The sequence below is a fragment of the Chryseobacterium limigenitum genome (genome assembly GCF_900114875.1).
Lineage (GTDB): Bacteria > Bacteroidota > Bacteroidia > Flavobacteriales > Weeksellaceae > Chryseobacterium > Chryseobacterium limigenitum.
This window is the reverse complement of sequence record NZ_FPKW01000003.1, coordinates 310,658-334,654: the sequence shown is the minus strand read 5'-3', so window position 1 is coordinate 334,654 and position 23,997 is coordinate 310,658. Positions and strand designations below refer to the sequence as shown.

General features: G+C 34.8%; 22 protein-coding genes. 7 read left to right on the top strand and 15 right to left on the bottom strand.

What is annotated here, in order from left to right:
• Positions 1–165 precede the first annotated feature (165 nt).
• Positions 166–1,098, top strand: a complete 933-nt coding sequence (locus tag BT156_RS06520) for a hypothetical protein (RefSeq protein ID WP_072408342.1) — start codon at positions 166–168, stop codon at positions 1,096–1,098.
• A 72-nt stretch (positions 1,099–1,170) separates the two neighbouring features.
• Here BT156_RS06520 and BT156_RS06515 read toward each other — a convergent pair whose 3' ends face one another.
• The 4 genes from BT156_RS06515 to BT156_RS06500 all read right to left on the bottom strand — a co-directional run bounded on the left by BT156_RS06515 (position 1,171) and on the right by BT156_RS06500 (position 5,522).
• Positions 1,171–2,520, bottom strand: a complete 1,350-nt coding sequence (locus BT156_RS06515) for an alpha-amylase family glycosyl hydrolase (RefSeq protein WP_072408340.1) — start codon at positions 2,518–2,520, stop codon at positions 1,171–1,173.
• A gap of 513 nt (positions 2,521–3,033) precedes the next feature.
• On the bottom strand, positions 3,034–3,630 hold the full coding sequence (locus BT156_RS06510) for an IS1096 element passenger TnpR family protein (protein ID WP_072408427.1): 597 nt from the start codon (positions 3,628–3,630) through the stop codon (positions 3,034–3,036).
• Positions 3,631–3,764: 134 nt separating this feature from the next.
• On the bottom strand, positions 3,765–4,796 hold the full coding sequence (locus BT156_RS06505; protein ID WP_072408338.1) for a sensor histidine kinase: 1,032 nt from the start codon (positions 4,794–4,796) through the stop codon (positions 3,765–3,767).
• 45 nt (positions 4,797–4,841) lie between these two features.
• A complete protein-coding gene (locus BT156_RS06500) occupies positions 4,842–5,522 on the bottom strand; it encodes a response regulator transcription factor (protein ID WP_072408336.1) in 681 nt (226 codons plus the stop codon).
• Between the two features lie 197 nt (positions 5,523–5,719).
• Here BT156_RS06500 and BT156_RS06495 point away from each other — a divergent pair, with 197 nt between their 5' ends.
• The 3 genes from BT156_RS06495 to BT156_RS06485 all read left to right on the top strand — a co-directional run bounded on the left by BT156_RS06495 (position 5,720) and on the right by BT156_RS06485 (position 11,056).
• Entirely contained in the window at positions 5,720–8,350 is a 2,631-nt protein-coding gene (locus tag BT156_RS06495; protein WP_072408425.1) for a TonB-dependent receptor plug domain-containing protein, read from the top strand.
• A gap of 30 nt (positions 8,351–8,380) precedes the next feature.
• On the top strand, positions 8,381–9,601 hold the full coding sequence (locus tag BT156_RS06490) for a hypothetical protein (RefSeq protein WP_072408334.1): 1,221 nt from the start codon (positions 8,381–8,383) through the stop codon (positions 9,599–9,601).
• A gap of 291 nt (positions 9,602–9,892) precedes the next feature.
• Positions 9,893–11,056 (top strand): hypothetical protein, encoded by a 1,164-nt coding sequence (locus tag BT156_RS06485; RefSeq protein ID WP_072408332.1) that lies wholly within the window; start codon positions 9,893–9,895, stop codon positions 11,054–11,056.
• 99 nt (positions 11,057–11,155) lie between these two features.
• On the opposite strand, the gene BT156_RS06480 is transcribed toward BT156_RS06485, so the two are convergent.
• The 7 genes from BT156_RS06480 to BT156_RS06450 all read right to left on the bottom strand — a co-directional run bounded on the left by BT156_RS06480 (position 11,156) and on the right by BT156_RS06450 (position 19,045).
• Positions 11,156–12,394, bottom strand: coding sequence for an amidohydrolase (locus BT156_RS06480; protein ID WP_072408423.1), 1,239 nt, complete (start codon positions 12,392–12,394; stop codon positions 11,156–11,158).
• Positions 12,395–12,472: 78 nt separating this feature from the next.
• Positions 12,473–13,318 carry a helix-turn-helix domain-containing protein gene (locus BT156_RS06475; protein ID WP_072408330.1) on the bottom strand — a complete coding sequence of 282 codons (846 nt, stop codon included), beginning with the start codon at positions 13,316–13,318 and terminating at the stop codon, positions 12,473–12,475.
• A gap of 62 nt (positions 13,319–13,380) precedes the next feature.
• On the bottom strand, positions 13,381–14,625 hold the full coding sequence (locus BT156_RS06470) for an amidohydrolase (RefSeq protein ID WP_394332860.1): 1,245 nt from the start codon (positions 14,623–14,625) through the stop codon (positions 13,381–13,383).
• A 472-nt stretch (positions 14,626–15,097) separates the two neighbouring features.
• Positions 15,098–16,381, bottom strand: a complete 1,284-nt coding sequence (gene hemL, locus BT156_RS06465) for a glutamate-1-semialdehyde 2,1-aminomutase (protein ID WP_072408326.1) — start codon at positions 16,379–16,381, stop codon at positions 15,098–15,100.
• A gap of 60 nt (positions 16,382–16,441) precedes the next feature.
• Entirely contained in the window at positions 16,442–17,500 is a 1,059-nt protein-coding gene (locus BT156_RS06460; protein WP_072408324.1) for a glucosaminidase domain-containing protein, read from the bottom strand.
• A gap of 16 nt (positions 17,501–17,516) precedes the next feature.
• Positions 17,517–18,425: a 1-aminocyclopropane-1-carboxylate deaminase/D-cysteine desulfhydrase gene (locus tag BT156_RS06455; protein ID WP_072408322.1), complete on the bottom strand. Its 909-nt coding sequence runs from the start codon at positions 18,423–18,425 to the stop codon at positions 17,517–17,519.
• 293 nt (positions 18,426–18,718) lie between these two features.
• The gene (locus BT156_RS06450) at positions 18,719–19,045 is read right to left on the bottom strand and encodes a hypothetical protein (RefSeq protein ID WP_072408320.1); all 327 of its coding nucleotides are present in this window, start codon (positions 19,043–19,045) and stop codon (positions 18,719–18,721) included.
• A gap of 40 nt (positions 19,046–19,085) precedes the next feature.
• On the opposite strand from BT156_RS06450, the gene BT156_RS06445 reads away from it, so the two are divergent.
• The 3 genes from BT156_RS06445 (at position 19,086) to BT156_RS06435 (ending at position 21,521) form a co-directional block, all read left to right on the top strand.
• Positions 19,086–19,268, top strand: a complete 183-nt coding sequence (locus tag BT156_RS06445) for a DUF5522 domain-containing protein (RefSeq protein ID WP_029294953.1) — start codon at positions 19,086–19,088, stop codon at positions 19,266–19,268.
• A gap of 1 nt (position 19,269) precedes the next feature.
• On the top strand, positions 19,270–19,797 hold the full coding sequence (locus tag BT156_RS06440) for a DUF4136 domain-containing protein (protein ID WP_072408318.1): 528 nt from the start codon (positions 19,270–19,272) through the stop codon (positions 19,795–19,797).
• A gap of 197 nt (positions 19,798–19,994) precedes the next feature.
• Positions 19,995–21,521 (top strand): endonuclease, encoded by a 1,527-nt coding sequence (locus BT156_RS06435; RefSeq protein ID WP_072408316.1) that lies wholly within the window; start codon positions 19,995–19,997, stop codon positions 21,519–21,521.
• A 134-nt stretch (positions 21,522–21,655) separates the two neighbouring features.
• On the opposite strand, the gene BT156_RS06430 is transcribed toward BT156_RS06435, so the two are convergent.
• Genes BT156_RS06430 through BT156_RS06415 form a run of 4 tightly spaced genes read right to left on the bottom strand, consistent with a single transcriptional unit; the run spans position 21,656 to position 23,995 of the window.
• Positions 21,656–22,429: a hypothetical protein gene (locus BT156_RS06430; RefSeq protein ID WP_072408314.1), complete on the bottom strand. Its 774-nt coding sequence runs from the start codon at positions 22,427–22,429 to the stop codon at positions 21,656–21,658.
• A 6-nt stretch (positions 22,430–22,435) separates the two neighbouring features.
• Positions 22,436–22,804, bottom strand: a complete 369-nt coding sequence (locus BT156_RS06425) for a hypothetical protein (protein ID WP_072408311.1) — start codon at positions 22,802–22,804, stop codon at positions 22,436–22,438.
• Positions 22,785–23,345, bottom strand: a complete 561-nt coding sequence (locus BT156_RS06420; RefSeq protein ID WP_072408309.1) for a LemA family protein — start codon at positions 23,343–23,345, stop codon at positions 22,785–22,787. The genes BT156_RS06425 and BT156_RS06420 overlap by 20 nt, the downstream gene beginning before the upstream one ends.
• Complete coding sequence (locus BT156_RS06415; RefSeq protein WP_072408307.1) at positions 23,345–23,995, bottom strand: hypothetical protein; 651 nt, start codon at positions 23,993–23,995, stop codon at positions 23,345–23,347. Before BT156_RS06415 ends, BT156_RS06420 begins: the two co-directional genes overlap by 1 nt.
• Positions 23,996–23,997: the final 2 nt, after the last annotated feature.

Below are 23,997 nucleotides of genomic sequence, written 5' to 3'. Positions count from 1 at the left end.
TAATTGGAATAATAAAAAACCTTTCTTAAAAATTTAAATTCATTCATCAATTAAATAAAATAAATAAATTATAATCAATCATTATACTTAATTAATAATTTATATACAATTAACACAACAAAAAATTATAATATATATATTTGCCGATTAAATAAAAAAAACGTCATGAAAAAGCAATTATCTCTTCTTACATTTATCTTAATGTACACTACTTCTTTCGCACAGGTTGGAATAAACACATCCAATCCGCATACCTCTTCTGCCCTTGATGTTCAATCTGATACTAAAGGACTTATCGTCCCAAGATTGACCTCGACTGCTGTTACAAGCCTTTCCAGTTCAGCAAGTGAAGGACTCATTGTTTTTGATAAAGACCAAAAGAAATTTTTAGGCTGGGACGGAACAAAATGGCAAAATCTAGGTTTTGAAGGAGGCGGAAGCGGCAGTTCATTATTAACAGGAACTATTTTTACGCAAAGTTTTGAAACCGGTGATTCTGTAAATTATACAACTGCAGGATTTGCACCTTCAAGTTTTAATTTTACATCCGGCTCTACAGTAACAGGAGACGCACCCTCTTCATCAAGTTTATTTTCTGATGGAACAAGAGGCTTCGGATACTCGAACAATAACAGTAGCGGAACAAATTCTTATATAGAATTTAATACTGTTGACGCCTCTACTTACACAAATAATATCACATTTAGTTTTGATATTGCTGCATTTTCTATCGGAAGTACGAGTAACGGCGTTGAAAATAATGATGTTGTAACGATAGAAGTAAGTACTGATGGCGGTGCCAATTACAATACAAAATTGACGTTAACAGGAGGAAACTCTTCAACAGCAACCAATACCAGATGGGCATTTTCAGGAAGCGGAATTGGAACGAACAGCTATTCTTCATCAGGAATTACGGTGGCATCATCCAGCACTGCAACCGGATCAGCAATTACGCTTACAGGTACACAGGCGATTACAAAACTATCTGTAACGGGAATTCCAAATTCAAGCCAACTGAAAGTGAGAATTGGAACCAGAAACAATGCGGCAACAGAACTTTGGGTTGTTGATAATGTAAAATTACAGGCTTTGTAATTTTTTTAATAAATAAAGTAAAGCGGACAAGATTTGTCCGCTTTTAATTTACTTTTTGGCTAATATTTTAATTTATTTTTCAAATACTGCGTAATCTGAAACTTTGAAATTGAAATCTTTTCCGTTATTGAAATCTCTTTTTGAGCCGTCAAAAACATTTTTAAAGCTCCCGGAAAGATTTTCATCCTGAATACTGAAATTTACAGGTTCTTTTGACATATTTAGAACAACCAAGACCTCATCTTTCCCATTTTTTCTGATGTAAGCTAAAATTTTATCGTTTGCTGTCGTATTTAAAAGATGAGTTCCAACATTTGGATCACCTCCTCTTAATGCAGGGTTTGATGATTTTAAGCTTAATAAAGTTTTATAAAAATCTGAAACCTGATAGGTATTTGTCCATTTTATAACATCTTTTTCGAAAAATTCCAGTCTTTTCATATTCGGAAGTTCCTGTCCTGAATATAATAACGGAACGCCATTCCAGGTTGCAGAAAATGCGGCCATTGGTTTTGTGATTACACCATATTTCTCGTATTCCGTTCCGTTCCATGAGTTTTCGTCGTGATTTGATGTAAACCAGGCTCTCATAGAAGAATCTCCAATATTTGAATACTTTATCAACAGGTCTTTTAAATCCTGCAAAGGCAAGTTTTTATTGTAATAATCGGCAGATTTGTGCATCCAGGACCAAGAATAGCTTGCATCGAAAACTTTTCCGTATTCGGGAGTTTCCAATTCATCAAATTCTCCCAACCAGAAAAGTGGCTTTACAGTTTCAACTTCAGGACGTGCCTGTTGCCAGAAATCTACTTCTACCCAAGAAGCCAAATCACATCTGAAACCATCGATATTGGTTTCTTTAACCCAAAATTTCATGGCATCGATCATTGCTTTACGCATCTCCGGATTTTTATAATCTAATTCGATGATATCATCCATTCCGGATGCGATGTGAAATTTTCCGTCCGGATCTTTTAAATAGAATTCAGGATGTGTTTTTGTCCAGACATGATCCCAGCCTGTATGATTCGCCACCCAATCGATGATGACTTTGAATCCCAATCTGTGAGCTTCATTCACCATGTGTTTGAAATCGTTAAGTGTTCCAAATTCAGGATTGATGGAAGTGTAATCTGATGCAGCATACGGACTTCCCAGACTTCCTTTTTTCTTTTCCTGAGCAATCGGAGTGATCGGCATGAACCAAAGCGTCTTTACTCCCATTGATTTTAAGCGTGGCATTTCTTTTTCGAATGCTTTAAAAGTTCCTTCCTTGGTATATTGTCTGACGTTGACTTCGTAAATATTAGTAGAGTGTTTCCATTCTTTCGGCAAATCCATAGTGTTCTTATTTGTATTTTGAGTGGTACAGGAAACAATTCCCAGACCAATTACAGCGAGTAAAAATAATTTTTTCATTAATCAAGTTTTGACAAAAATAATGAATCGCAATGTAAGTGAGTGAATTGTTAATGATGAATTTTGCTTTGCAAGTGATTTTTTTTAGTGAAATAAAGAGGTAAATGGATGAATTTTATTTTTTTAACACAAAAAGAGCAAAGTTTTTTAATGTCATTGCGAGGAGCGTAGCGATGAAGCAATCTTAGTAAGTTTATTCTCTTTTAAACTACTCGTTGAGATTCCTGCAGAATCACAAAGCGTATGTTATTTTATTGCTTTGAGATTGCTTCGTTGCTACACTCCTCGTAATGACGGGAATCTTTGAAAATAACAATAAAAATCCTAGCCCCGATTGAAGTGAAAATCCTTTTTTGAAAAAAAAGATTGTAGCGGAAAGCGGGAAATAGCTCCTAAAGAATACCTAATTGGTAATATAGAAGATTCTTTCTCCTGTGGAATGAAAAATATTATGTTGAAGTTTTTTGAATAAAAAAGCCCCGAATTTTCATTCAGGGCTATATATTTTAAGTATTATCTTTCGTCGTCGCTGTCGTCTTCATCATCGAAAACATCGTCGTCATAGTTTTCTTCTTCCTCATCATCGAAGTTGTCATCGTCTTCATCTACAAAACTGCTTCCTCCAGCAAAGTCATCCTCGAAAGCAAAATCGTCCTCCATTAAAGGCATTGCAGATTTCTTTTTACCTCCTGCACTTCCGTTTTTGCTTGGTGCTTTCAACGGAACGTTCCCAAATCTGTAAACTGTGATCGGATAATTAACTCCTTTGGTCTCATCGATCACCTCAACAAGCTCACAGAAGAATTCCCAAAGATCCAGAAATCCGTATTGGAACTGCGCCTTTTTACCAGCACTTTCAAACGCCTCATCAATGTATACATCCGACATAATCTCCCCATCTCCATCATCACTCATATCTTCTAATGGAACAGTTTTTATGATCGTCCCGTCATCTTCCAATAAATTAAAAGTTGAAAGCTCCTCGCCCTGAAGACTGAACGCACTTTTAATTCCTAAGTGTAAGTTCCATAGCGTCTGTTTTCCTTTAACTTCGATATCACGGAAAATATCTTCTTTTGCATCTAATATTACGCGGATTTTGTAAACCATATCAGTTTTATAAATTACTTTTTTGCCTTTGTTATTATGATTAATTTCTGTTGCAAATATATAATAAATGAGATGTGACAAAAAAATATTTATGAATTTTTTAAAATATTTTTTTTTCTTACATTTTGCAGAAATTATTTACTTTTCTCAAGCATAAAACTGAACTTCGTGCCTTCAAGATAGACACTCTCTACCGTAATGTTTTCGTTATGAGCCTCAAGGATATGCTTTACGATGGCCAATCCAAGTCCTGAACCACCTTCTCTTCTGCTTCTGCTGGTTTCTACACGATAAAATCTTTCGAAAATTCTTGATAAAACTTCTGATTTTATTCCCATTCCGTTATCGATGACCTCTATCAGCACTTTATTTTTCAGCACACTTGTCTTTACAACAACTTTCGCTTCCTGTCTGTTCGCATAATGAATAGCATTTGAAACTAAATTGATGAAAACCTGCGAGATCTTCTGTTTATCGGCATCCACAAAAATCTGAGGATTTAAGGTCTGAATCTGTAATGTAGTATTGTGTTTTTCAGCTTCGAGATCCAGAAGATCGAAAATTTCTTTGATCAATAAATTGACATCAAATCTTGAGACATTAAGATTGATTTCTCCGGCTTCAAGCCTGTTGATCATGTCCAGATCTGTAACGATGGCAATTAATCTTTCAACCGAAATATCAATTCTTTCTAAATATTTGTCCCTGATCGTAAGATTATCGACCCCGCCGTCCCTCAATGTCTCCACATATCCCTGAATGGAAAATAGCGGAGTTTTAAGCTCATGAGAAACGTTTCCGATGTATTCTTTACGATAGCTTTCCATTTCTTTCATCATATCAAGCTCAGTGACTTTTTGCTGATTAAGATCTGAAAATCTTTCTCCCAATTCTTTAATGGTGATATTTTCATCGTTATCATGAACGATCTCCTGCGGTAAAAGCAAAGAAAGTCCACGAACCTGTTTTTTGCCATAATAATTAAACAGCAATTCTAAAACCAAATAATTAATGATAAAAATAAGGATTAGACATATAAAAAGTCCAATTTTAAAGAATGGGGTTTTGTAATAAATATCCTTTAGCGAATCAAAAACGATCACCAAAAAGAACATCACCAATGTCAACAGACATGATGCTACGAGGGTAAGTCTGTAAAATTTCAATTTTACAAGATTTTATTGGTTTATGTAAAGTTAGGTTTTTTTAAGCTATAAAACGATCAGCTTATACCCAATTCCTTTTAGAGTCTGAATGGTATTAATTCCCAGCTTTTCTCTTAATCTTCTGATATGAACGTCGATCGTTCTTTCTCCAACGATAACATCGTTCCCCCAAACTTTTTCCAGGATCTCTTCTCTTTTAAATACTTTTTCTGTATTTGAAGCTAAAAGATAAAGAAGATCAAATTCTTTTTTCGGAAGTAAAAACTGCTGCCCGGCTTTTGATACTCTGAAGTTGTCTTTATCAATAATTAAATCTCCAATTTCAATTAATTTAGCATTATCTGAAACCTGAGAAGTTAACTGTAATAAAGCATTAACTTTAGAAATAAGAATTTTTGGTTTGATCAGTTTTACGATATAATCATTCGCTCCGGCCTGAAAACCTGCTAACTGAGAGAACTCCTCGCTTCTTGCCGAAAGGAAAACAATCAGCGTTTTGTGAAGTTCTTTTATTTTACGAAGTTCCTGACAAGTTTCGATACCGTCTTTTTCCGGCATCATTACATCTAATAAGATAAGATCCGGAACGATTTGTTTAGCTTTGTCAATCCCTTCGTTACCGTTGGTAGCCGTATAGATGTCGTAGCCTTCCTTTTCTAAGTTATAAGACAGGATCTCTAAAATATCCAGTTCATCGTCTATTAAGAGTATTTTCTTTTGGTTCATTTTTAATTTTTACTGAGTCAAAGTTAACAATTTTTAAAGCATAGATTAATAAATAAACTATCGTTCACATAAAGTTAACAATAATAGCATTTTGTTAATGTTTAGTTAAGAAAAATTTAAATTTCGCTAAACCATTTTCACCACGAATGTTTTATTCCTTTGCACCGAAAGAATCAGTAAATAAAGTAAGTACAATAATGAAAATTTATAAACTTAGTGTTGCAGTCTTATTTTTATCCGGATCTGTATTTTATGCTCAAGAAGTAAAAAAAGATACAATAAGTAAGGAGAAAAGAATTGAAGGCGTAGTAATCCAAGGAAGCAGTAGTAAGAAAACTGAAACTGCCGTATTAGGAGAGCAAAAGAAAGCTATTATTCAAAAACAGGCTGTAAGTGCTGAAGAAATTTCCAGAAAAGGGATTTCCAACGTAGAACAAGGTCTTACAAAAGTAACAGGAATCACTACGGTAGAAGGAAGAGGACTTTTCGTAAGAGGTTTGGAAGAGAGATATAATTACCTGTTAATCAACGGGCTTGGATCACCTTCTAACAACCCATTCCAAAAGATCATCGCATTAAAGCAATTCCCAACCGATGTTGTGGGTAAATTAAACATCTACAAAACCTTCAACTCTAATCTTTATGGAGATTTTGCGGGAGCGACTTTTGATATTGAAACGCTGACGATGGAGAAGTCTTTCTCGAAGATTGAATTTGGAATTGGAGTTAATACAGCAAGTACATTTAGAAATAATTTTAAAGTTTCTGAAGGAGCAGACGGTTTTAATGGTTATTTAGGATTGAATTCTGATGATAAAAAATTACCTTCAGCAATCAGAGACTCAAGACCAAATAACTACAGATTTTCAGCAAATGAATCTTTAGCTCAGTTTAAAGACAGCTGGAATGTTGATCAGGTAAAATCTTTACCTAATACAAGCATAGGTTTTACAACTGTACAAAAAGTAAAAGCTGGTGAGACAGGAAATATTGGAATTCTATTTTCATTAAATCAAAGCAACGAATATTCTTATAAAGAAGGGGCAAAGAACCAGTTTAAGGATTTCGGAGGTGTAATTAATCTTAATAACGATCTATTAAGAAAGCAGTATAATTACGAAATAGAATCTTCGGCATTACTAGGTTTTGCTTATAAAAATAAAGGAACTGCGATCAATTTAAACGCAATGTACCTACAAAACGTAAATAATATTATTGAAGATTATTACGGATACAAAAACAATCAGGTACAAAACAAAGATGTCGGTTTTTTCCGTACCAATCAACAGGATTTGTCGAGATTTCTTAATATTCAATTAACCGGTTCTCAAAAGCTTGGTGAAAGACAACAAGTAAAAGCCGGAGGTAGTTATGTTATCAACAACTATCAACAACCAGACAGAAAAATATTAGAAGGAAGCCGTCAAGATCTAAATGGTAATATGTTATCTGATGATCAATTATACTTAGCATACGGAGGAAATAATATTATCCGTCAGTATCTTGATGTAAATTCTAGATTTTATGGATCTGCATATGGAGAATACTCAATTTTCTTAGGAGAAAAGGGGGATAAAAAAGATTATCCAATGCAATTATCAGTTGGATATAATGGTTTTGCAGATTTAAGAAAGACATCATATCGTTTCATCTTTGGAAAACCAAACGGAACTGCAGGACAGGCTTTTCTAATTGATAAAAATAGTCCTCAAGCTAAATTTAATCAAGACTTAGCTAATAATTTATTCTATTTCCAAGAAGAATCTGATGGATCTAAGTTCTTTACAAGTATGTATCAGTTTGTAAATGCAGGGTATATTAATTTCAATTATAAGCCGTCCGAAAGTTGGGATTTCTTACTTGGAGCCCGTTATGAGAATGATATGACTTTAATTCGTTTCTCTGCACAGGGAGCTGCTAATAAAACCAATTTAGATAAACAAAGAAATTTATTCTTACCATCAATTTCCATCAAAAAAGCACTTAACAGTAAAAACAATTTAAGATTTGCATTCAGTAAAACGGTAACAAGACCTGTTCTTATTGAAACTATGGATATTGATTACATCAATCCCGACAACGAAACGATCAGAGGTAATCCGAATATTGAAAACAGTGACAATTACAACTTTGACTTGAAATGGGAATACTTCCCAAGTACTAAAGAAATGTTTGCAGTAAACTTATTTGCAAAAAGAATTAATAATGCCATCGAAAGATCATTTGTTTCTTCAGGAGATGCAAACGGAGTAACAGTCACTTTTTACAATGCTAAAAAAGCAGATCTAGCAGGGATAGAATTAGAAGGGATTATCAGCTTAGGAAGAATTTCTGATGCATTAAGTAAATTCACTTTAGGAGCCAATGCAACCTTCATGTATACGGATGTTGAAAGAAGTCAACAACAATTAGAACTAGAGCAACCTAATCCAAATTATTACAAAGGAGATTTACACAAAAGAGGACTTCAGGGAGCTTCTCCATACACCATCAATGCTGATTTGAAGTATGAGATGAAAACCAAAAATAACTTTAGCAGAACATTCTCTTTAGTATATAATGTTTCAGGATCTAAAATATACGCTGTAGGAACTTCAGGAGCGGATAATTATTACGAAAAGCCATTCCATCAGCTGGATTTTGTTTATCAGGAACAAATTAACAAAAACTGGAACATAAAAGCGGGTATTCAAAATATCTTAAACAACAGATATAAAATCTTACTTGGAGACAAAAGCTATTACAACGTAGATACTAACGGAACCAATACTTATACAGACTATTTCCGAGGAACTAACTTCAACCTAACAGTAGGTTATACATTTTAATCAATTTTAATAAATAAATCATATATAAAAATGAAAAAAAGAGTTTTATCATTATTAACGTTAACATTTGCGTTAACAGTAGCCTTAAATTCATGTACTATTGATGTAAATGATGGATTAGGAGATGGTACAGTTACGACTCCTGGAACTACAGAGAGCGTATTGAGCGGAAGTGGAACATTATCAGGAACTATATCAAAAGATCTTTTAATAAAAAAAGGAAACTATACATTAAAAGGGATCGTAAAAATTACAGGAAATGCAACTCTTACCATAGAAGCCGGAGCCAACTTTACTGTTGATACATCTACAAACAGTAGCTTAGTAGTTCTTCAGGATGGAAAAATTAACGCTGTAGGAACAGCTTCTGAGCCAATTGTATTCACGACAACAACTAAAACACCTGGAGACTGGGGAGGAATTACTCTTTACGGAAACGCTCCTATCAAAGCTATAAACGGAACAGCTACTGCTCTTTCTGAAGATGGAAATGCAGTGTATTACGGAGGGAATGATGCTAATTCAAACTCTGGAACAATGAAATTTATCCGTGTTGAATATGCTGGTAAGAAAATCGGTGACGGTACATCTGAAACCAACTCTATGACATTCTACGCTGTAGGAGCAGGAACTACTTTAGAAAATCTTGTGACTTACAAAGGAACTGATGATGGTTATGAATTCTTCGGAGGAACGGTAAGTGCAAAAAACATTGTTTCTTATGGTAACTATGATGATTCTTTCGATTGGCAGGATGCTTGGAGCGGACAAAACAATACAAACTGGTACGCTTTCCAAACAGGTGTTGGTAACTTCGGAATGGAAATCGAAGCTTCTAGTAATGTAGATAATGTAGCTCCAAAAATTTCTAATATTACATTGATCAGAAATACCAATACAAACCCTGAAACAGCAAACTCACCTGAGATTTCAGCTATTCAGTTTAAAAAGCAAGGAACAGGAATTTTCTCTAATGTTTATATCAGTGGATACAAAAATATCGGTAATCAAAAAGGATATTCTGTTCTTATCCAGGATGCTGCAACTGAAACAAGCCAGGTAAATACAGGTAAAGTTGTTGTTTCACCTCTCACTTATTTAAACTCTGATAATGCAGGAGTTTGGGGATATGCTTATACTCCAAATGGTGCAAAAACATTTACAAACACATCTACAGTTACAAAAGTTGTTCTAACAGCAGGAGCTTGGGCTACAGTAGACGGAGTAAACCTTTTAGCAGGATTACAATAATCGAGTAATTAGTTTCTTCATATCAAATTCAAATACCCTTGGGAAAATATTTTTCCCAAGGGTATTTTTTATTATTGAAATTCTATTAAATCTTTAAATTGTAATTAATTATCAATAACATTAAATTTCAATTCGGAAAATAAATTGAAAAGCTATAATTTCGAGTTTTTAATTGCTTATTCTTATATTTGAGCATTCAATCTTTAAAGTTTAAAAAACTCTCGTCTTTAAAAGAATTAAGGGGAACGAAGATTATCATTAAATAAAAGGTCAGGACTAAATCTAAAATATATGAAAAGGAATTACTTAAAATTAATTGCCGCAGCTTTATTCATCAGCACTACATTTACGATCTATTCGTGCAGTAAAGATGATGATGAAACTCCAACAATAACTCCTGTGGGAATTGCTGTAGACACCAATAATTTCAAAGGTGAAGTTCCTAACGGACAAACGGTAACGCTAGACCCTACCAAAGTATATAAATTAACAGGATCTATCATTATTAAAAACGGTGGAAAACTTATTATTCCTGCCGGAACAAGAATTGTTGCCATTAGCGGAGCTTCTTGTTACGTTACCGTTGAACAGGGCGGTCAGCTTTTTGCAAATGGAACCTCGGGATCTCCGGTATTATTCACCTCCAGTACAACCACTCCGGGAAGCTGGGGCGGAATCGTTATTTGCGGTAAAGCACCTATCAATACAGGAACTACAGCAACATCCGAATTAGGAAACGCAACCTACGGAGGAACATTAGCTACCGATAATTCCGGATCTTTATCATATGTAAGAATAGAATATGCCGGAGCTGTTTTCACTGGTACTACAGAATTCAACGGACTGTCTTTATTCGGTGTTGGTAACGGAACCGTAGTAAATAATATCGCTGCCGTAAATGGTTCTGATGACGGTATTCAAATTTATGGAGGAACAGTAAATGTCTCTAACATTGTTTCTCTAGGAAATGAAGATGACGCCTTCGAATGGACGGACGGCTGGAACGGAACCGCAACCGGAATCTACACAAAAAGAAGAGCCAACGGGACCGGAAATACAGGAATTAAGGGAAGTAATAATGCAACCAATCCGGATGCAACACCAAGATCTAATCCAACCATCAAAAATGTAACGTTCATCGGAGGTACAACAGGTGAAGCTGATGCCATAAAATTAAAACTTGGAACTTACGCAGTCCTTGATAATTTAGTCGTTTCAAACTGGACAACAGGTGTAAATATCGAAAGTGATGCTTCTGTAGCCAATTTTAACGGTCATAAAAAAATCACCGGAGCTTTGTTTAATACCACTACAACTAAAGTTTCCCTAAAATCTACTGCCGGAGCAACTGTCCCGATCGTAGATACTACTTTTGTTGAAAAATCAGACGCAACAGGAGCCGGAAACGGTATTTTAACACCGACTTGGGCTACAGGAGGATGGTCTTCTCTTTAGATTTAAATATAAAATAAAAACGCCCTCGGAAATCGCTTTTCGAGGGTGTTTCATTATAAAAAACAAGGATTAAAAAATATATTAGATCTTATAGCAATCTTACTTCTTCCAGAATAAAGTACCATTATTCATTAAAGCTTCAACAGCAGACATTCTTGAAACAGCCTCTGCCGAACAGCTCGCATCAACCAAAACAACATTAGCATCATCTCCCGATTTTGGCCATTGCTGATTCCCTTTATCATCTAATGGAAGGATATTTTGTGTAGCAAACTGCAATGTTCTTGAAAGGTGAAATTCTGTAGCATAGCCATACAATTCAGCAATTAAATTCGCTTTCTGAAGCATATTTCCCGATCCGAAAGTACTCCAGTAATCCTGAACGTTATCATTTCCGATCAAAACATTCACTCCATATTTTTTCAATGCAGGAATCGGCATTACTTTTCCGGTGAATGGGACAGATGAAGCAATTCCCACCTTTGCAAAAGCCAATCTTTCTGCAATTTTTTCTGTTTCTTTTTGATTTAAATGGGCTAAAGCAAAGGCATGACTTACAAAAGTTCTTCCTTGAAGTTGGGGATTTTCAATGGCTTTATCAATTAAATAATTAATAGTTTTCATCCCGGACTCTCCTACTTCATGCAAGTGAATATCAATTCCTTTATTATTGTCCAAGGCTAATTGTACTGTAAAATCAAGTACTTTTTCGATGCTTCCGTCGATACTCAAAGGATCAAGTCCGCCAATAAATCCTACATGTGGTAATTTTGCCACCTCTTTCATCAAAGGAACAGAATCCGTATAATACAAACCATGTTGAGGAAAAGCCACCAATTCTGCACCGAAAGAATCTTTTTTATTCTCTAAAGCTTTCTCCAGATTTTCTAACGATTTCAACCCAGAAGTAGGATCAATATTGAAATGTGTTCTTACATAATTGGTTCCGTAACTTTGTAGAAGATCAATTAATTGTTCGGCACGTTCAACCGAAGTTTTCAACAATTCCGGAATGATTTTCTGTTCGTAAGCAATCATATCTTTTACTGTTTTCTTTTTCGGAGAAAGTGTCTGCCATGGAAGCCCATACCAAGTTTTATCCAAATGAACGTGCATATCCCTGAATGCCGGAAGCATCAGTTTTCCTTTTGCATCAAAAGCATTAGAATTTGCATCGTTTGGTTTAATTGATTGTATTTTTCCATCTCCGATTTCGATACAGAATAAATCTGTCTTTGTTTTGATAATCTCCTCATTATCATATTCGAAACCCGTTTCCAAACGGACATTTTTCAGCGTATAATGTCCTTTAGCAAGAGGTTGATTGTGTAATTGCATGATCCCAAGTTTAATCATACAAAATTACACCTGCAAAATCTTAAATACGAGTATCAATTATGCCTTGTTCTGTATCAATTATTCTTTGAATTGAGAAGGCGTCATTCCTGTTTGCGCCTTAAAAAATTTTGAAAAACTCGCATGATCATAGAATCCGAGATCGTAAACAATATCTTTTACAGACATTTTCGAGACTTTTAATAACCGTTTTGCTTCGAGTAAAATTCTGTCCTGAATAAGAGAAGAAGCTGATGTATTAAGGTTTTTCTTACAGACAATATTTAAATAATTAGCCGAAATATTCAATTTTTTGGCATAAAAAGAAACCGAGCGTTCAGTTTTAAAATGAATATCAATTAGGTTTAAAAATTTAGAAATAATCGGATTCGAATAATACACTTCAAAATCTTTGAAAGCTCCCTCCACTGATTTACTAACCAGTAAACCAATCAATTCACTTCTTTTTTGAATAACTTCCCAAAAGGTATTTTCCTCATTTAATTCCTTTTGAATCGTTTTAAATTCATGTAAAATCAATTGATAAATTTCTTCCGAAATCGTAAAAGCAGGATGCTGAAAATAATACGAAGCCGAAAATCTCAACGCCGGAAGAAAACTTTCATACCACTCGCGACTGATCATTAATTGATATCCAACCGTCTCTTTTTCAATCACCCATTGATGAACCTGATCCGGAAAAACCAGATGGATCTGATGATCTTCAACCTGATATTCAACAAAATCAATTGTGTGAGAACCTTTTCCTTTTTCAAAAAGATTAATGATAAAAAAATCGTGTTTATGAGGCTCATCAATTCTTCTTTCACCATACAATTCATTGAACAACAAGTTACAACCCTGCGATTGTTTTTCTGCAAATTCATGAATTCCTAAAATGGGAAAATAATCCAGCTGATGGCTCATTGTGCTAATTTTCTCCCTAAAATAAATAAAATTTGTGAGAGAAACGAATCCTATAATTTTGATTAAAACACAATATTTCCCTGATGGATCAAAGATTCTACGTTTGAAATTCTTGAAACGGCTTCAGCCGAACAACTTGCATTAAGGAAACTCAAATCTGCATTGTCTCCAACTTTTGGCCATTGCTGATTCCCTTTATCATCCAACGGAAGAATATTTGCCGTTGCCAATTTTAAGCTTCTGGATAATAAAAATTCTGTTGACTGGCCATATAATTGCACCATTAAATTGGCTTTCTGCAATACACTTCCTGTTCCGAAAGTATTCCAATGATCAACGATACTGTCGTTTCCTGTTAAAACCTCAACATTATATTTGTACAAAGTCGGAATCGGCATAATTAGACTTCCAAAAGGAATGGTTGAGACAATTCCTATTTTTGCGTTACCTAATTTTTCTGCAATTTCTTCCTGCTTTGCTTTTTCTAATTTTCCCAGAACGAAGCAATGACTTAGATATGTTTTCCCTTTCAAATCAGGATTTTCATTCACTTTATCAATTAAATATTCAACGGTTTTTAAACCAGATTCACCGCTTTCATGCAGGTGAATGTCGATTCCTTTTTTGTTCTCTAAAGCAAGTTGAACCGTAAAATCAACTGTTTTTTCAATCGCTCCGTCAATTGTAAAAGGATCTACTCCACCGATAAAATCGATATCCATTTTTGCAGCTTCTTTCAAATACGGAACTGAATCTGTATAAAAAACGCCATGCTGTGGAAAAGCTACCAACTCTGCTCTGAAAGTTTTCTTTTTGTTATCTAAAGCTTCCTGCAGATTTTTTAATGATTCTAATTTTGAAGTCGGTTCAATATTCACATGACTTCTTGCGAAAGACGTTCCTTTTGACTGTAACAATTCAATCATCTTCTCAGCTTTAAACGTTGAGTTTTTCAACATTTCAGGAAGCATCTTTTGCTCTAAAGCGATCATCCCCTTTACTCCCCCCGTTCTTTTTCGGACTGCCTGCCATTTGTCTCCATAAAAAGTTTTATCCAAATGAATATGCATATCTTTAAATGCAGGTAACATTAAAAATCCTTTGGCGTCAACCGCTTTTGCATTCGGTTGGTTGGGAGCTATTTTTGAAATTTTCCCGTTTTCAATTTCGATATAAAATAAATCGGTTTTTGTTGAAATCACTTCACCTTCTTCGTATTCAAAACCAGTTTCGAGACGAACATTTTTTAAGCTCAATTTTCTTTTTGCAGAAATTGTTTCGCTATCAAAAATTGAATTTGCCATCATAATATTAGGAGCTAAAGTTAGTCCGGCCATTACCAGTGCCGAATTTTTAAGAAAATCTTTACGAGATATGTTTGAAGTGTTCATTTCCAATCTATTTATTACAAATTTAAAAAGAACTGAAATGATGGAAGTGTATGGTTTATTGCATTGTCTGTATGATTTATTGAATCTTAATTTTATCAATCGGAACGGGCTTTAGCCAAAATTTAATATTTATAATTATGAAAAAGGCTTCGACTCCGCTCAGCCTCACAGCACTAATACTATCCATAAGGTTATTCACTGTCAGGCTGAGCGGAGTCGAAGCCTTTCAAGTTTTGTAGATTCTGTTTTTTATGTCCTGCAGATTTCACGGATTTACACAAATGATTGTCTTTTATTTGTGTAAAATATTCGTGGCATTTTTGTTTTAATCAAAACAAAAAAGGACGAAGTTTCAAACCTCATCCTTTATAAATTTTATATTTTAATTTTAAGAAAAATCAAATTTTCTCACCGCTTCAAGCGTCATATCAATTTCTTTATCCTTGATCGCATCACTGATGAAATACGTTTCATATCCACTTGGCGGAAGATATATTCCATTAGTCAGCATTTGATGGAAAAAATTATTGAATAATGAATGGTTTGCTTCCTGAGCTTCATCAAAATTAGAAACTCTATTGATATGGAAGAATACAGACATCATCGAACCTTTTCTGTTGATTTTATGAGCAATCCCTTTTTCATTTAAAATTTTTCCGATTTCAAAATCTAAGGTTTCTGTTGTTTTATTAAGATTATTGAAGAAGTTTTCATCCTTTTTGATCAATTGAAGCGTTTTTAAACCCGCTCTCATTGCCAAAGGATTTCCGCTTAATGTTCCGGCCTGATAAACTCCACCTTTTGGAGCTAAGTGATCCATAATTTCGTTTCTTCCGGCAAAAGCACCAACCGGCAAACCGCCTCCGATTACTTTTCCATAGGTTACCAAATCCGCTTTTACGTTATATAATTCCTGAGCGCCTCCGAAAGCCAGTCTGAAACCTGTCATTACCTCATCAAAAATCAATAAAGCTCCGTTTTCGTCACAGATCTTTCTTAAATTTTGAAGAAAATTATTTTCCGGAAGAACACACCCCATATTTCCGGCAACAGGCTCAATGATTACGGCTGCAATTTCACCTTGATTATGACGGAAAAGATCCTGAACCTGCTCAAAATCATTATATCTTGCCAACAAAGTATCTTTTGCCGTTCCTGCTGTTACTCCAGGAGAATTCGGATTTCCAAAAGTAGCGGCACCACTTCCCGCTTTGATCAAAAATGAATCTGAATGACCGTGATAACAGCCTTCAAATTTCACAATTTTATCTCTTCCTGTAAAACCTCTTGCCAATCTCACAGCACTCATACAAGCTTCTGTTCCTGAAGAAACCATTCTGATCTGATCGATATTCGGAACATTGTCTACGATAAATTTCGCGATTTCAGTTTCCAATTCTGTCGGAGCTCCGAAAGAAAAGCCTTTCTCCGCCTGAATTTTTAATTCCTCCAACACTTCTGGATGGGTGTGGCCTAAAATTGCCGGTCCCCAAGAATTGATGTAATCGATATAAGTGTTGTCATCAGCGTCTGTAAGATAAGCGCCTTTTGCAGACTTCATGAAAACAGGCACTCCACCCACTGATTTGAATGCGCGTACTGGAGAATTTACTCCTCCGGGAATGTATTTGTAAGCTTCATCGAATAAAGCTGAACTTCTTTGATATTTCATATGTAGTTGTTGGTTGACAGTTGACAGTTAACAAGCAACTATAAAACTATCAACAAAAAATTAGTTTCTAGGTTTTTTGTCAATCAGATAAATTAACTGTCCTGCAGATGGCTGCTGACCTTCATCCATTCTGTTTTTTGCGTATAATTTGTGTAATTTGATGCCGAATTTTTGGGCAATATCGTGCATATCTTCTCCTGAAAGAGCTTTGTAGGTTGCTGTATTTCCATCTGAGTTTTTAGATTCAAGGAAAACAATTTCATCTTTCTTTAAAACATCACTTTGAAGTTCGTTCCATTTCGTCAGTTTGCTTTCGCTTACTTTGAATTTATTTGCTATGAACTGAACATTAGTATCTTCAGGAATAATGATATATTTTAAGCCGTCATTTGGATGACTTTTAATTAAAATTGAATTAAGAATTTCAGCTTTTGTCTTAATTCTTTCCACTCTTTTTTGCTGTTGAGCGAAAGAAGTCTGCTTGTAAGGAACATTTACTGTAACAGGATCTTTATCTTTCTTTACAAATTTTGAAGGCTCTAATCTTGCCATAAAAGCTCCGTCATCTTTCAGATCAGGATACATTTTAAGAACGGCGTACAACACTTCTTTAGAACTTGTATTATCAAATTCGTACAGTTTATATCTTTCAATTTTACCGATTAGGATGGAAGCATAACGTGGATTTGTTGCATAGCCAGCCTTTTTCAGACCATATGCCCACGCCTTGTAATCTTTCATATCTAAATTGAAAAGACCTGTATAATATTTTCTTGTTGATAAAAATATCGAGTGATCTTCGTAAGACTGTCTGGGGTCTTCATACACACGGAAACACTCATTGGGAGCGTCATCGGTATGTTTCATAGTTTTACCCGTCCAGTCTTCTTTACATTTTATTCCGAAATGATTTTTACCTTCCTGAGCCAATCTGCTCTGTCCGCCACCAGTCTCAAGAAGTCCCTGAGCAAGCGTAATAGAAGCAGGAATTTTATACTTTTCCATCTCTTCTACTGCATATTGAGCGAATTTTTGGATGTATTGGTCTTCAGTAGCCCAAGTCTGAGCCGAGAATTTTGATAAAACTAAAAGGCTTATTAGTAAGAAAAGTCTTTTCATGTTTTTCAATTTTACTTTATATAATTAAATTTCTATTCTGTTTCTCTAAAAGCAAATTTGCTCCTTCAATACCCTGTAATCCACCCGTGTGGAAGCACAAGATCTTGCTGTTTTCAGGAAAATATTCTTCATCAATCAGTTGAAAAACCTTCTGCATCATCTTTCCTGTATATATCGGCTCTAACGGAATCCCGTATTTCTCCTTGAAATCATTGATAAAACGGATGTTTTCATCTTTTATTTTACCATAACCTCCAAAACTTGAATCTATTAGATCAAAATTTCTTTTTAAGGTTAACTCAGAGATTTTATTTTCCAAAGACGAATCGTCAACTACCTTAAAACCTATAACTTTCTGATTCTCTTCACAAAATTTGGAAATCCCGGCAATCGTACCTCCGGTTCCAACTGCGGTGCAAAGATAATCAAAATCTTTTGTATCATTATTCAGCATCATTTTTACGCCCTGTACAGCATCTTCACTGGTTCCGCCTTCAGGAATGATCAACGCATCAGGAAATTCATGTTGTAGAAATTCTGATAATTTTTCTTTGTTTCGATATTCTTCGCGGGTGATGAATTTTAAATTCATCCCGTTTCTTTTTGCAAAAACTAAAGTTGGATTGTCACGCCATTTATCTTTTAATTCTTCTCCTCTAATGATTCCCAATGTTGAAATTCCCGATAAATTTCCGACAGCAGAAACCGCAGAAATATGGTTTGAAAATGCTCCGCCAAAGGTTATGATATAGGGTTTTTCAGGATTTTGACTTAAATAATTATTGATGTTATAAAAAAGTTTCCAATATTTATTTCCTGAAATTTGAGGATGAACGAGGTCTTCTCTTTTAATGAAAAGTTTTATGTTTTTATCAATGGAGATTTCCTGAATGGGGATTTTTTCTGTTGGGAGTTGTAATAGCATTCTTTATTAATGATATTGTTTTAACAAAATTACTATTTTTTGTTCGTTTTGTCTTGAAACAAAAGAACCAAAAGTTCAAGACTTGGAAACTTTCGCTAAAAATTATTTCTGTTCTATAAAAATTCTAAAACTTGCGCGAATTCAAAATTTATCCTTTCATTCAATATTCGTCTCGCGCTTCAAACAGTAGAATTTTATTAACGTTCACAGAATAAATTTTCTTAACGCTCCATTTTCCTATGTCAGTTTACCACCGTTGAAATATTAGAAATAAAATTCAAAAATAAACCCATTTACAAATATTTCCTAAAACTCCAGAATTTTCTTTTTTTGAGATAATTTAGATTGAATTCATTGGCGTAGGCTTCTCTTTCGAAGGAAATTCTTTTGTAGGCTTGATAGCTGTCTTTTAATTTAAAAAACCAGTAATAATATTCGATGACATAGAAGATATAGAAGAAAATAATGAGCATTTCCAACTGCTGCCTGAAATGGATTTTTTCGTGATTGATAAGTATTTTATTTTCCTTATCTTCGGGTTTCCTTACGAAGATAAAGGGAAAAAGAGCGATGCCATTAATTTTAAGTTTTTTTAATGGCTTTTGGCACACAATTATCATAATAACAAATATAAAGTTTTTTGACTTAGAGATTTAACTTATGGCACTTTTTGACATCAAAGAAGGTGAAGACTTTTACTACAACGAGCAGGGGTACAAAGTTTTTACAGAAAAATTTCATCTGAAAAGAGGACATTGCTGTAAAAGTGGCTGTAGACATTGTCCTTACGGATACGATAAAAAGACCGACACATTCATTAAAAACGATAAAAAAAATAAATAAAATGAAAAAATATATTTTTATTTTGTTAGCTGCGGCTACTTTGGGTTTAACGTCTTGTAGTCCTTTTCAAGTGCGTTCAGATTACGCCGAATCTGCAAACTTCACTTCTTACAAGACCTATAAAATAAGAATTGATGATTTGAAGCTGAATGATATTGATAAAGACAGAGTGTTGAACGAGCTATCTAAGCAACTACAAACCAAAGGTCTTCAATCGGGCGAAAATCCTGATTTGATTGTCAATGTAAAAGCAAACCACAAGAAAGTTACAGATATCAACAGTTCTTCTCCTTACGGAATGTACGGTTGGGGCGGACCTTTCGGATGGGGTGTCGGAATGAGCAGAACCTGGACAAGCAATTATAATGAAGGAGCGATTATTGTTGATCTTGTAGATGCAAAATCTCAAAAATTGGTTTGGCAAGGTATCGGAAGCGGAATTTCCGTTGACTCTCCTAAAGCAAAACAAAGACAGATTCCTGAGATCATGGCAGAGATCATGAAAAACTATCCTCCTCAGAGAAAATAATTAAGATTTAAATCAATCAATTATATTAACAGAGCCAGCACAAATCTTGTGTTGGCTCTTTTTATTTTCCTTAATCACAAAGGATCATGATAATTTTCAAGGCTTTGTGAATAAATAAGATGCAATGCCTATTAAATTTAACAGTAATGTAATTTTTCATTCAAAAAAATATAGTAATCTTACTGTAAATTATTAATATGAAAAAAATTATCTTATTTCTTGTATGGGCAGGGCTTGCCAATGCTCAGGCTCCTGCAGGATATTACAATTCGGCTAATGGATTGACCGGAGCTTCTTTAAAAACTGCGCTGAGCTCAATTATCACCAACGGACATCAGGACAAAGGCTACGGCGGACTGTGGACAGCTTACAAAACCACAGACATCGACAAAAATTATGAAAATGACGGTTCAATTTTAGATATTTATTCTGAAAAACCAACAGCAACCGATCCTTATAAATTTACTCCCGTAACCAATCAGTGTGGAACATATTCGGTGGAAGGAAACTGTTATAACCGTGAACATATTGTTCCGCAAAGCTTGTTTAATGAAGCTTCGCCAATGGTTTCTGATATCAACTTCATTCGGGCTACAGACGGAAAAGTGAACGGAATGAGAAGCAATTATCCTTTCGGAAAAGTGGGAACAGCAACTTTCACTTCTAAAAATGGTTCAAAGCTTGGGAATTCAGTTTCTTCAGGATACGCTGGAACGGTTTTTGAGCCAATTGATGAGTTCAAAGGAGATGTCGCGAGAATGATCTTCTATTTTGTGACTCGCTATCAAAGCAAACTTTCTACTTTTTCTACAGGAAATATGTTGGGAAGCACTACTTTTCCGGGATTGCAGACTTGGGAACTGAATGTTTTATTGGCTTGGCATAATCAAGACCCGGTTTCTCAGGCGGAAATCACCAGAAATAATGCTTCTTACAGCTATCAGGGAAATAGAAATCCTTTTATTGACAATCCGAGTTATGTGAATCAAATTTGGGGAACAGGTTCTGGAGGAGGAACTACAAATCCGGAAACTCCGACTGGTACAAATTGTGTGAATGAAGCTTTTGAAACTATTCCGGCAAGCAGTGCCTCTTATTCCACAAGAACATGGACGAACGGAGGAATCACCTGGACAGCAACAGATGCAAGAACAGATCAAACAATTTCTACGAAAGCGATCACGGTAAGAGACGGTTCGTTAAAATCTAGTTCTTCAGCTAATGGAATTGGTTCTTTGACGGTAACGACTCAATTGAAATTTACAGGAAGCAACGGAACTTTTAATGTATTGGTGAATGGCGTAACGGTGGGAACTATTCCTTACAGTGCGACGGTTGCGACAACGACGATCAGTAATATTAATGTTTCAGGAAATGTGGTTGTAAGTTTAGAAAATAATTCATCCAGTGACAGAGTGGCAATTGATAATTTAAACTGGACTTGTTATTCAGGAACAGCAAAACAGAGTGTTTCTTCTTTGGAAAAATCTGAAATTAATGGTTTACAGATTTATCCAAATCCAGTTTCAAATCAGGAAATTTTTGTAAAAGGTGAGACTCAAAATATTAAAAAAGCTGAGATCTATAATTTACAGGGAAAAGTGATGCAGACCATTTATCAACCTTTTAAAAACAGCAGAAATTCGCTTAAAATTAAAAATTTAGAACAGGGAATTTATATTTTAAAACTGGATAATTCTACATTGAAATTTGTGGTACAGTAAGAATTTAACTTCACCTTGCGATTCTAGAAGAACTTTACAGATCTTTTATTGAGATTGCTTCGTCGCTTACGCTCCTCGCAATGACAAAAAAAAGACTTCTCTTTAATAAGGGAAGTCTTTTTAACTTTAGTTTTCTATATGATTTCAAACTCGTTTTTTCCTTCCGGAATGTAAAATGAAATATCAAGCATTAATTCTTCTTCAGCTTCAAGGTTTTCCAGATATAATGCAGGTTCCCCGTTCACTTTCTTTAAAATAGCCACTTTATTGTCACCACAAATAAACATCACAGCTTCTTTGGAGACCGGCTGAATTGTAAATCCGGATTTAAAATCACTCACAAGATCAGTAAATCTGCCTTCCGATTCCGCTTTTGATAAATACATGGAAACAGCCATATTTTCTTCTCTTTGGGAAATCGATTTTTTATAATCATCAAATCTGCCATCCCGAATCATTCTGGTTACTTTTCCGTAAGCAGACTCCAGTTTTTCTCTGCAATCATCGACATCTTTAAGATTTTTACCTTTCTGCCAGGCTTCCAACTGATACGGAACCTCAGCTTTAAAAGTTCCGATATGCTTTATAACTGGTATTTTTTTCTCTCCTACCGTTTCCGACTGATAATCGCCAAACTGCTGATCAAAAACAAAATCATTGGTAACATCGAAAATTTTTATATTAAATTTCACTTCTGATTTTGGATACAATTCCAAATCACCTACATTGGGTAAAATAGTGACAGAAATAGACTGTGTACCACTTTTTAAGATCGCATAATTGATAGGAATATTACTCGCAACCTGACCTTCAACGTTCATGTGAATAACGGGATAGTCGTTCACTCTGATCTCAAATAAACAGGCCGAAGCACTGAAATCGATCATATAATAAGGTTGTTTTGTCATACTATATTAGTTTTTAATGATTTTAGACCAATCGGTAAACATTTTACTGATCGTATTTGCATTTACAATGCTGAAAAAGAACATTCCGACAAAAATAGCCAGCCAGCAATAGGCAAGTTTTACTCCATTTCGATCTGTGATGAAGAACAGAATAAGCATTGCAATGGCTCCGAAAAGAAATGTAAACATTAACGTATACAGCAGTGCATGAATAACGTACATATTCAATTTCAGTTTTCTGAAAATCCAGCCGATGATACTGATCCCGATCAATAATCCGATAGGAACCAGCATTGCTCCGAACAGAACAATTTCAGGTTTCTCGGCCAGTATTCTTTCATACCCGAAAAATGTATTAAAACTTAACTCCTTCATAATGCTTTTCTGAATTTGAAACTTCTAATAAAGTCTTGTCTTTATACCCTAAAATACCCGCCAATATTACATTTGGGAATTCGTGAATCCCGATATTATAAAGATTGACACTGTCGTTGAAAAATTCTCTTCTGTCTGCAATTTTATTTTCAAGCTCGGAAATTCTTCTCTGCAATTCCATAAAATTATTATTGGAAAGAAGATTCGGATAATTTTCTGAAACGGCAAAAAATGATTTCAAAGCTTTTGAGGTCTCATTTGCCAATTCTGTTTTTTTATTAGAATCGTTTGTATCGTTGTAAAAAGTTCTGAGCTCCGTTAAATGACTCAAAATATCCTTTTCATAATTCATGAACTGTTTAGCCACATTCACAAGATTCGGAATCTCGTCTGCTCTTTGTTTCAACACAACATCGATATTTGCATATGCCTTTTCTACATTAAATTTCAACATGACCAACTGATTATACAACCTGATGAAAAAAGCCAATATTGAAATGACAAGAAATACAGCTATGACGATCGCTACAATTTGATTCATTATTGAGATAAGATTAAAATAATTAATACTGATATGACAATACAGGTGAAAAGAAACGACCTCAGAAGAGGCTGATATTTGTTCCATACAGAAATTCCGGCCACTGAGGTAATTCCTAAAATCTTATTGCCTGCATCTTTTCTGATATAAGAATGTCCGTTTCTTGAGTCTGCAGAACCTACTAGCAACATTTCCTGTCCGTTTTTGAGCAAAGTTTCTGTGTATCTTTTCTGTCCGCCAAAATCTACGTTGGTTTCTTTTAATAAAATTAATTCTATACCTTCCGCCTGTATTTCTATTGTTCCGGAATCGTCCTGCATCTCGAAAACATTGCATTTTGTTTCCCGATGTATTGTTGTGTAAGAATCTTTACCATCCTTATCTTTGGTAATATCTTCGATGGTGTAATAATATCCTATGCACTGTTCTTTGGCTACGGGTGAGATCAGAGGTTCTTTCATGATCAGTTTCCCCTGAATTTCCACCAATCCCATTGCAACAGAATTTATTTTGGAGGTAGGTAAAGACGCCTGAATCCTAAGAAATTTCTTCCTTGAATTCGGCCATATTAAAATAACCGCAATGATCGAAAGTATAACCAACGGTAAAAAAGTAAGTACTTTCCCGGCATAGAAATCATAATTATCCATCA

Bases quoted from the DNA above. Each gene is read 5' to 3' on its own strand.
- BT156_RS06520 (WP_072408342.1), top strand. From the start codon at position 166: ATGAAAAAGCAATTATCTCTTCTTACATTTATCTTAATGTACACTACT.
- BT156_RS06515 (WP_072408340.1), bottom strand. From the start codon at position 2,520: ATGAAAAAATTATTTTTACTCGCTGTAATTGGTCTGGGAATTGTTTCC.
- BT156_RS06510 (WP_072408427.1), bottom strand. From the start codon at position 3,630: ATGGTTTACAAAATCCGCGTAATATTAGATGCAAAAGAAGATATTTTC.
- BT156_RS06500 (WP_072408336.1), bottom strand. From the start codon at position 5,522: ATGAACCAAAAGAAAATACTCTTAATAGACGATGAACTGGATATTTTA.
- BT156_RS06495 (WP_072408425.1), top strand. From the start codon at position 5,720: ATGAAAATTTATAAACTTAGTGTTGCAGTCTTATTTTTATCCGGATCT.
- BT156_RS06490 (WP_072408334.1), top strand. From the start codon at position 8,381: ATGAAAAAAAGAGTTTTATCATTATTAACGTTAACATTTGCGTTAACA.
- BT156_RS06485 (WP_072408332.1), top strand. From the start codon at position 9,893: ATGAAAAGGAATTACTTAAAATTAATTGCCGCAGCTTTATTCATCAGC.
- BT156_RS06480 (WP_072408423.1), bottom strand. From the start codon at position 12,394: ATGCAATTACACAATCAACCTCTTGCTAAAGGACATTATACGCTGAAA.
- BT156_RS06475 (WP_072408330.1), bottom strand. From the start codon at position 13,318: ATGAGCCATCAGCTGGATTATTTTCCCATTTTAGGAATTCATGAATTT.
- BT156_RS06470 (WP_394332860.1), bottom strand. From the start codon at position 14,625: ATGATGGCAAATTCAATTTTTGATAGCGAAACAATTTCTGCAAAAAGA.
- hemL (WP_072408326.1), bottom strand. From the start codon at position 16,381: ATGAAATATCAAAGAAGTTCAGCTTTATTCGATGAAGCTTACAAATAC.
- BT156_RS06460 (WP_072408324.1), bottom strand. From the start codon at position 17,500: ATGAAAAGACTTTTCTTACTAATAAGCCTTTTAGTTTTATCAAAATTC.
- BT156_RS06455 (WP_072408322.1), bottom strand. From the start codon at position 18,425: ATGCTATTACAACTCCCAACAGAAAAAATCCCCATTCAGGAAATCTCC.
- BT156_RS06450 (WP_072408320.1), bottom strand. From the start codon at position 19,045: ATGATAATTGTGTGCCAAAAGCCATTAAAAAAACTTAAAATTAATGGC.
- BT156_RS06445 (WP_029294953.1), top strand. From the start codon at position 19,086: ATGGCACTTTTTGACATCAAAGAAGGTGAAGACTTTTACTACAACGAG.
- BT156_RS06440 (WP_072408318.1), top strand. From the start codon at position 19,270: ATGAAAAAATATATTTTTATTTTGTTAGCTGCGGCTACTTTGGGTTTA.
- BT156_RS06435 (WP_072408316.1), top strand. From the start codon at position 19,995: ATGAAAAAAATTATCTTATTTCTTGTATGGGCAGGGCTTGCCAATGCT.
- BT156_RS06430 (WP_072408314.1), bottom strand. From the start codon at position 22,429: ATGACAAAACAACCTTATTATATGATCGATTTCAGTGCTTCGGCCTGT.
- BT156_RS06425 (WP_072408311.1), bottom strand. From the start codon at position 22,804: ATGAAGGAGTTAAGTTTTAATACATTTTTCGGGTATGAAAGAATACTG.
- BT156_RS06420 (WP_072408309.1), bottom strand. From the start codon at position 23,345: ATGAATCAAATTGTAGCGATCGTCATAGCTGTATTTCTTGTCATTTCA.
- BT156_RS06415 (WP_072408307.1), bottom strand. From the start codon at position 23,995: ATGGATAATTATGATTTCTATGCCGGGAAAGTACTTACTTTTTTACCG.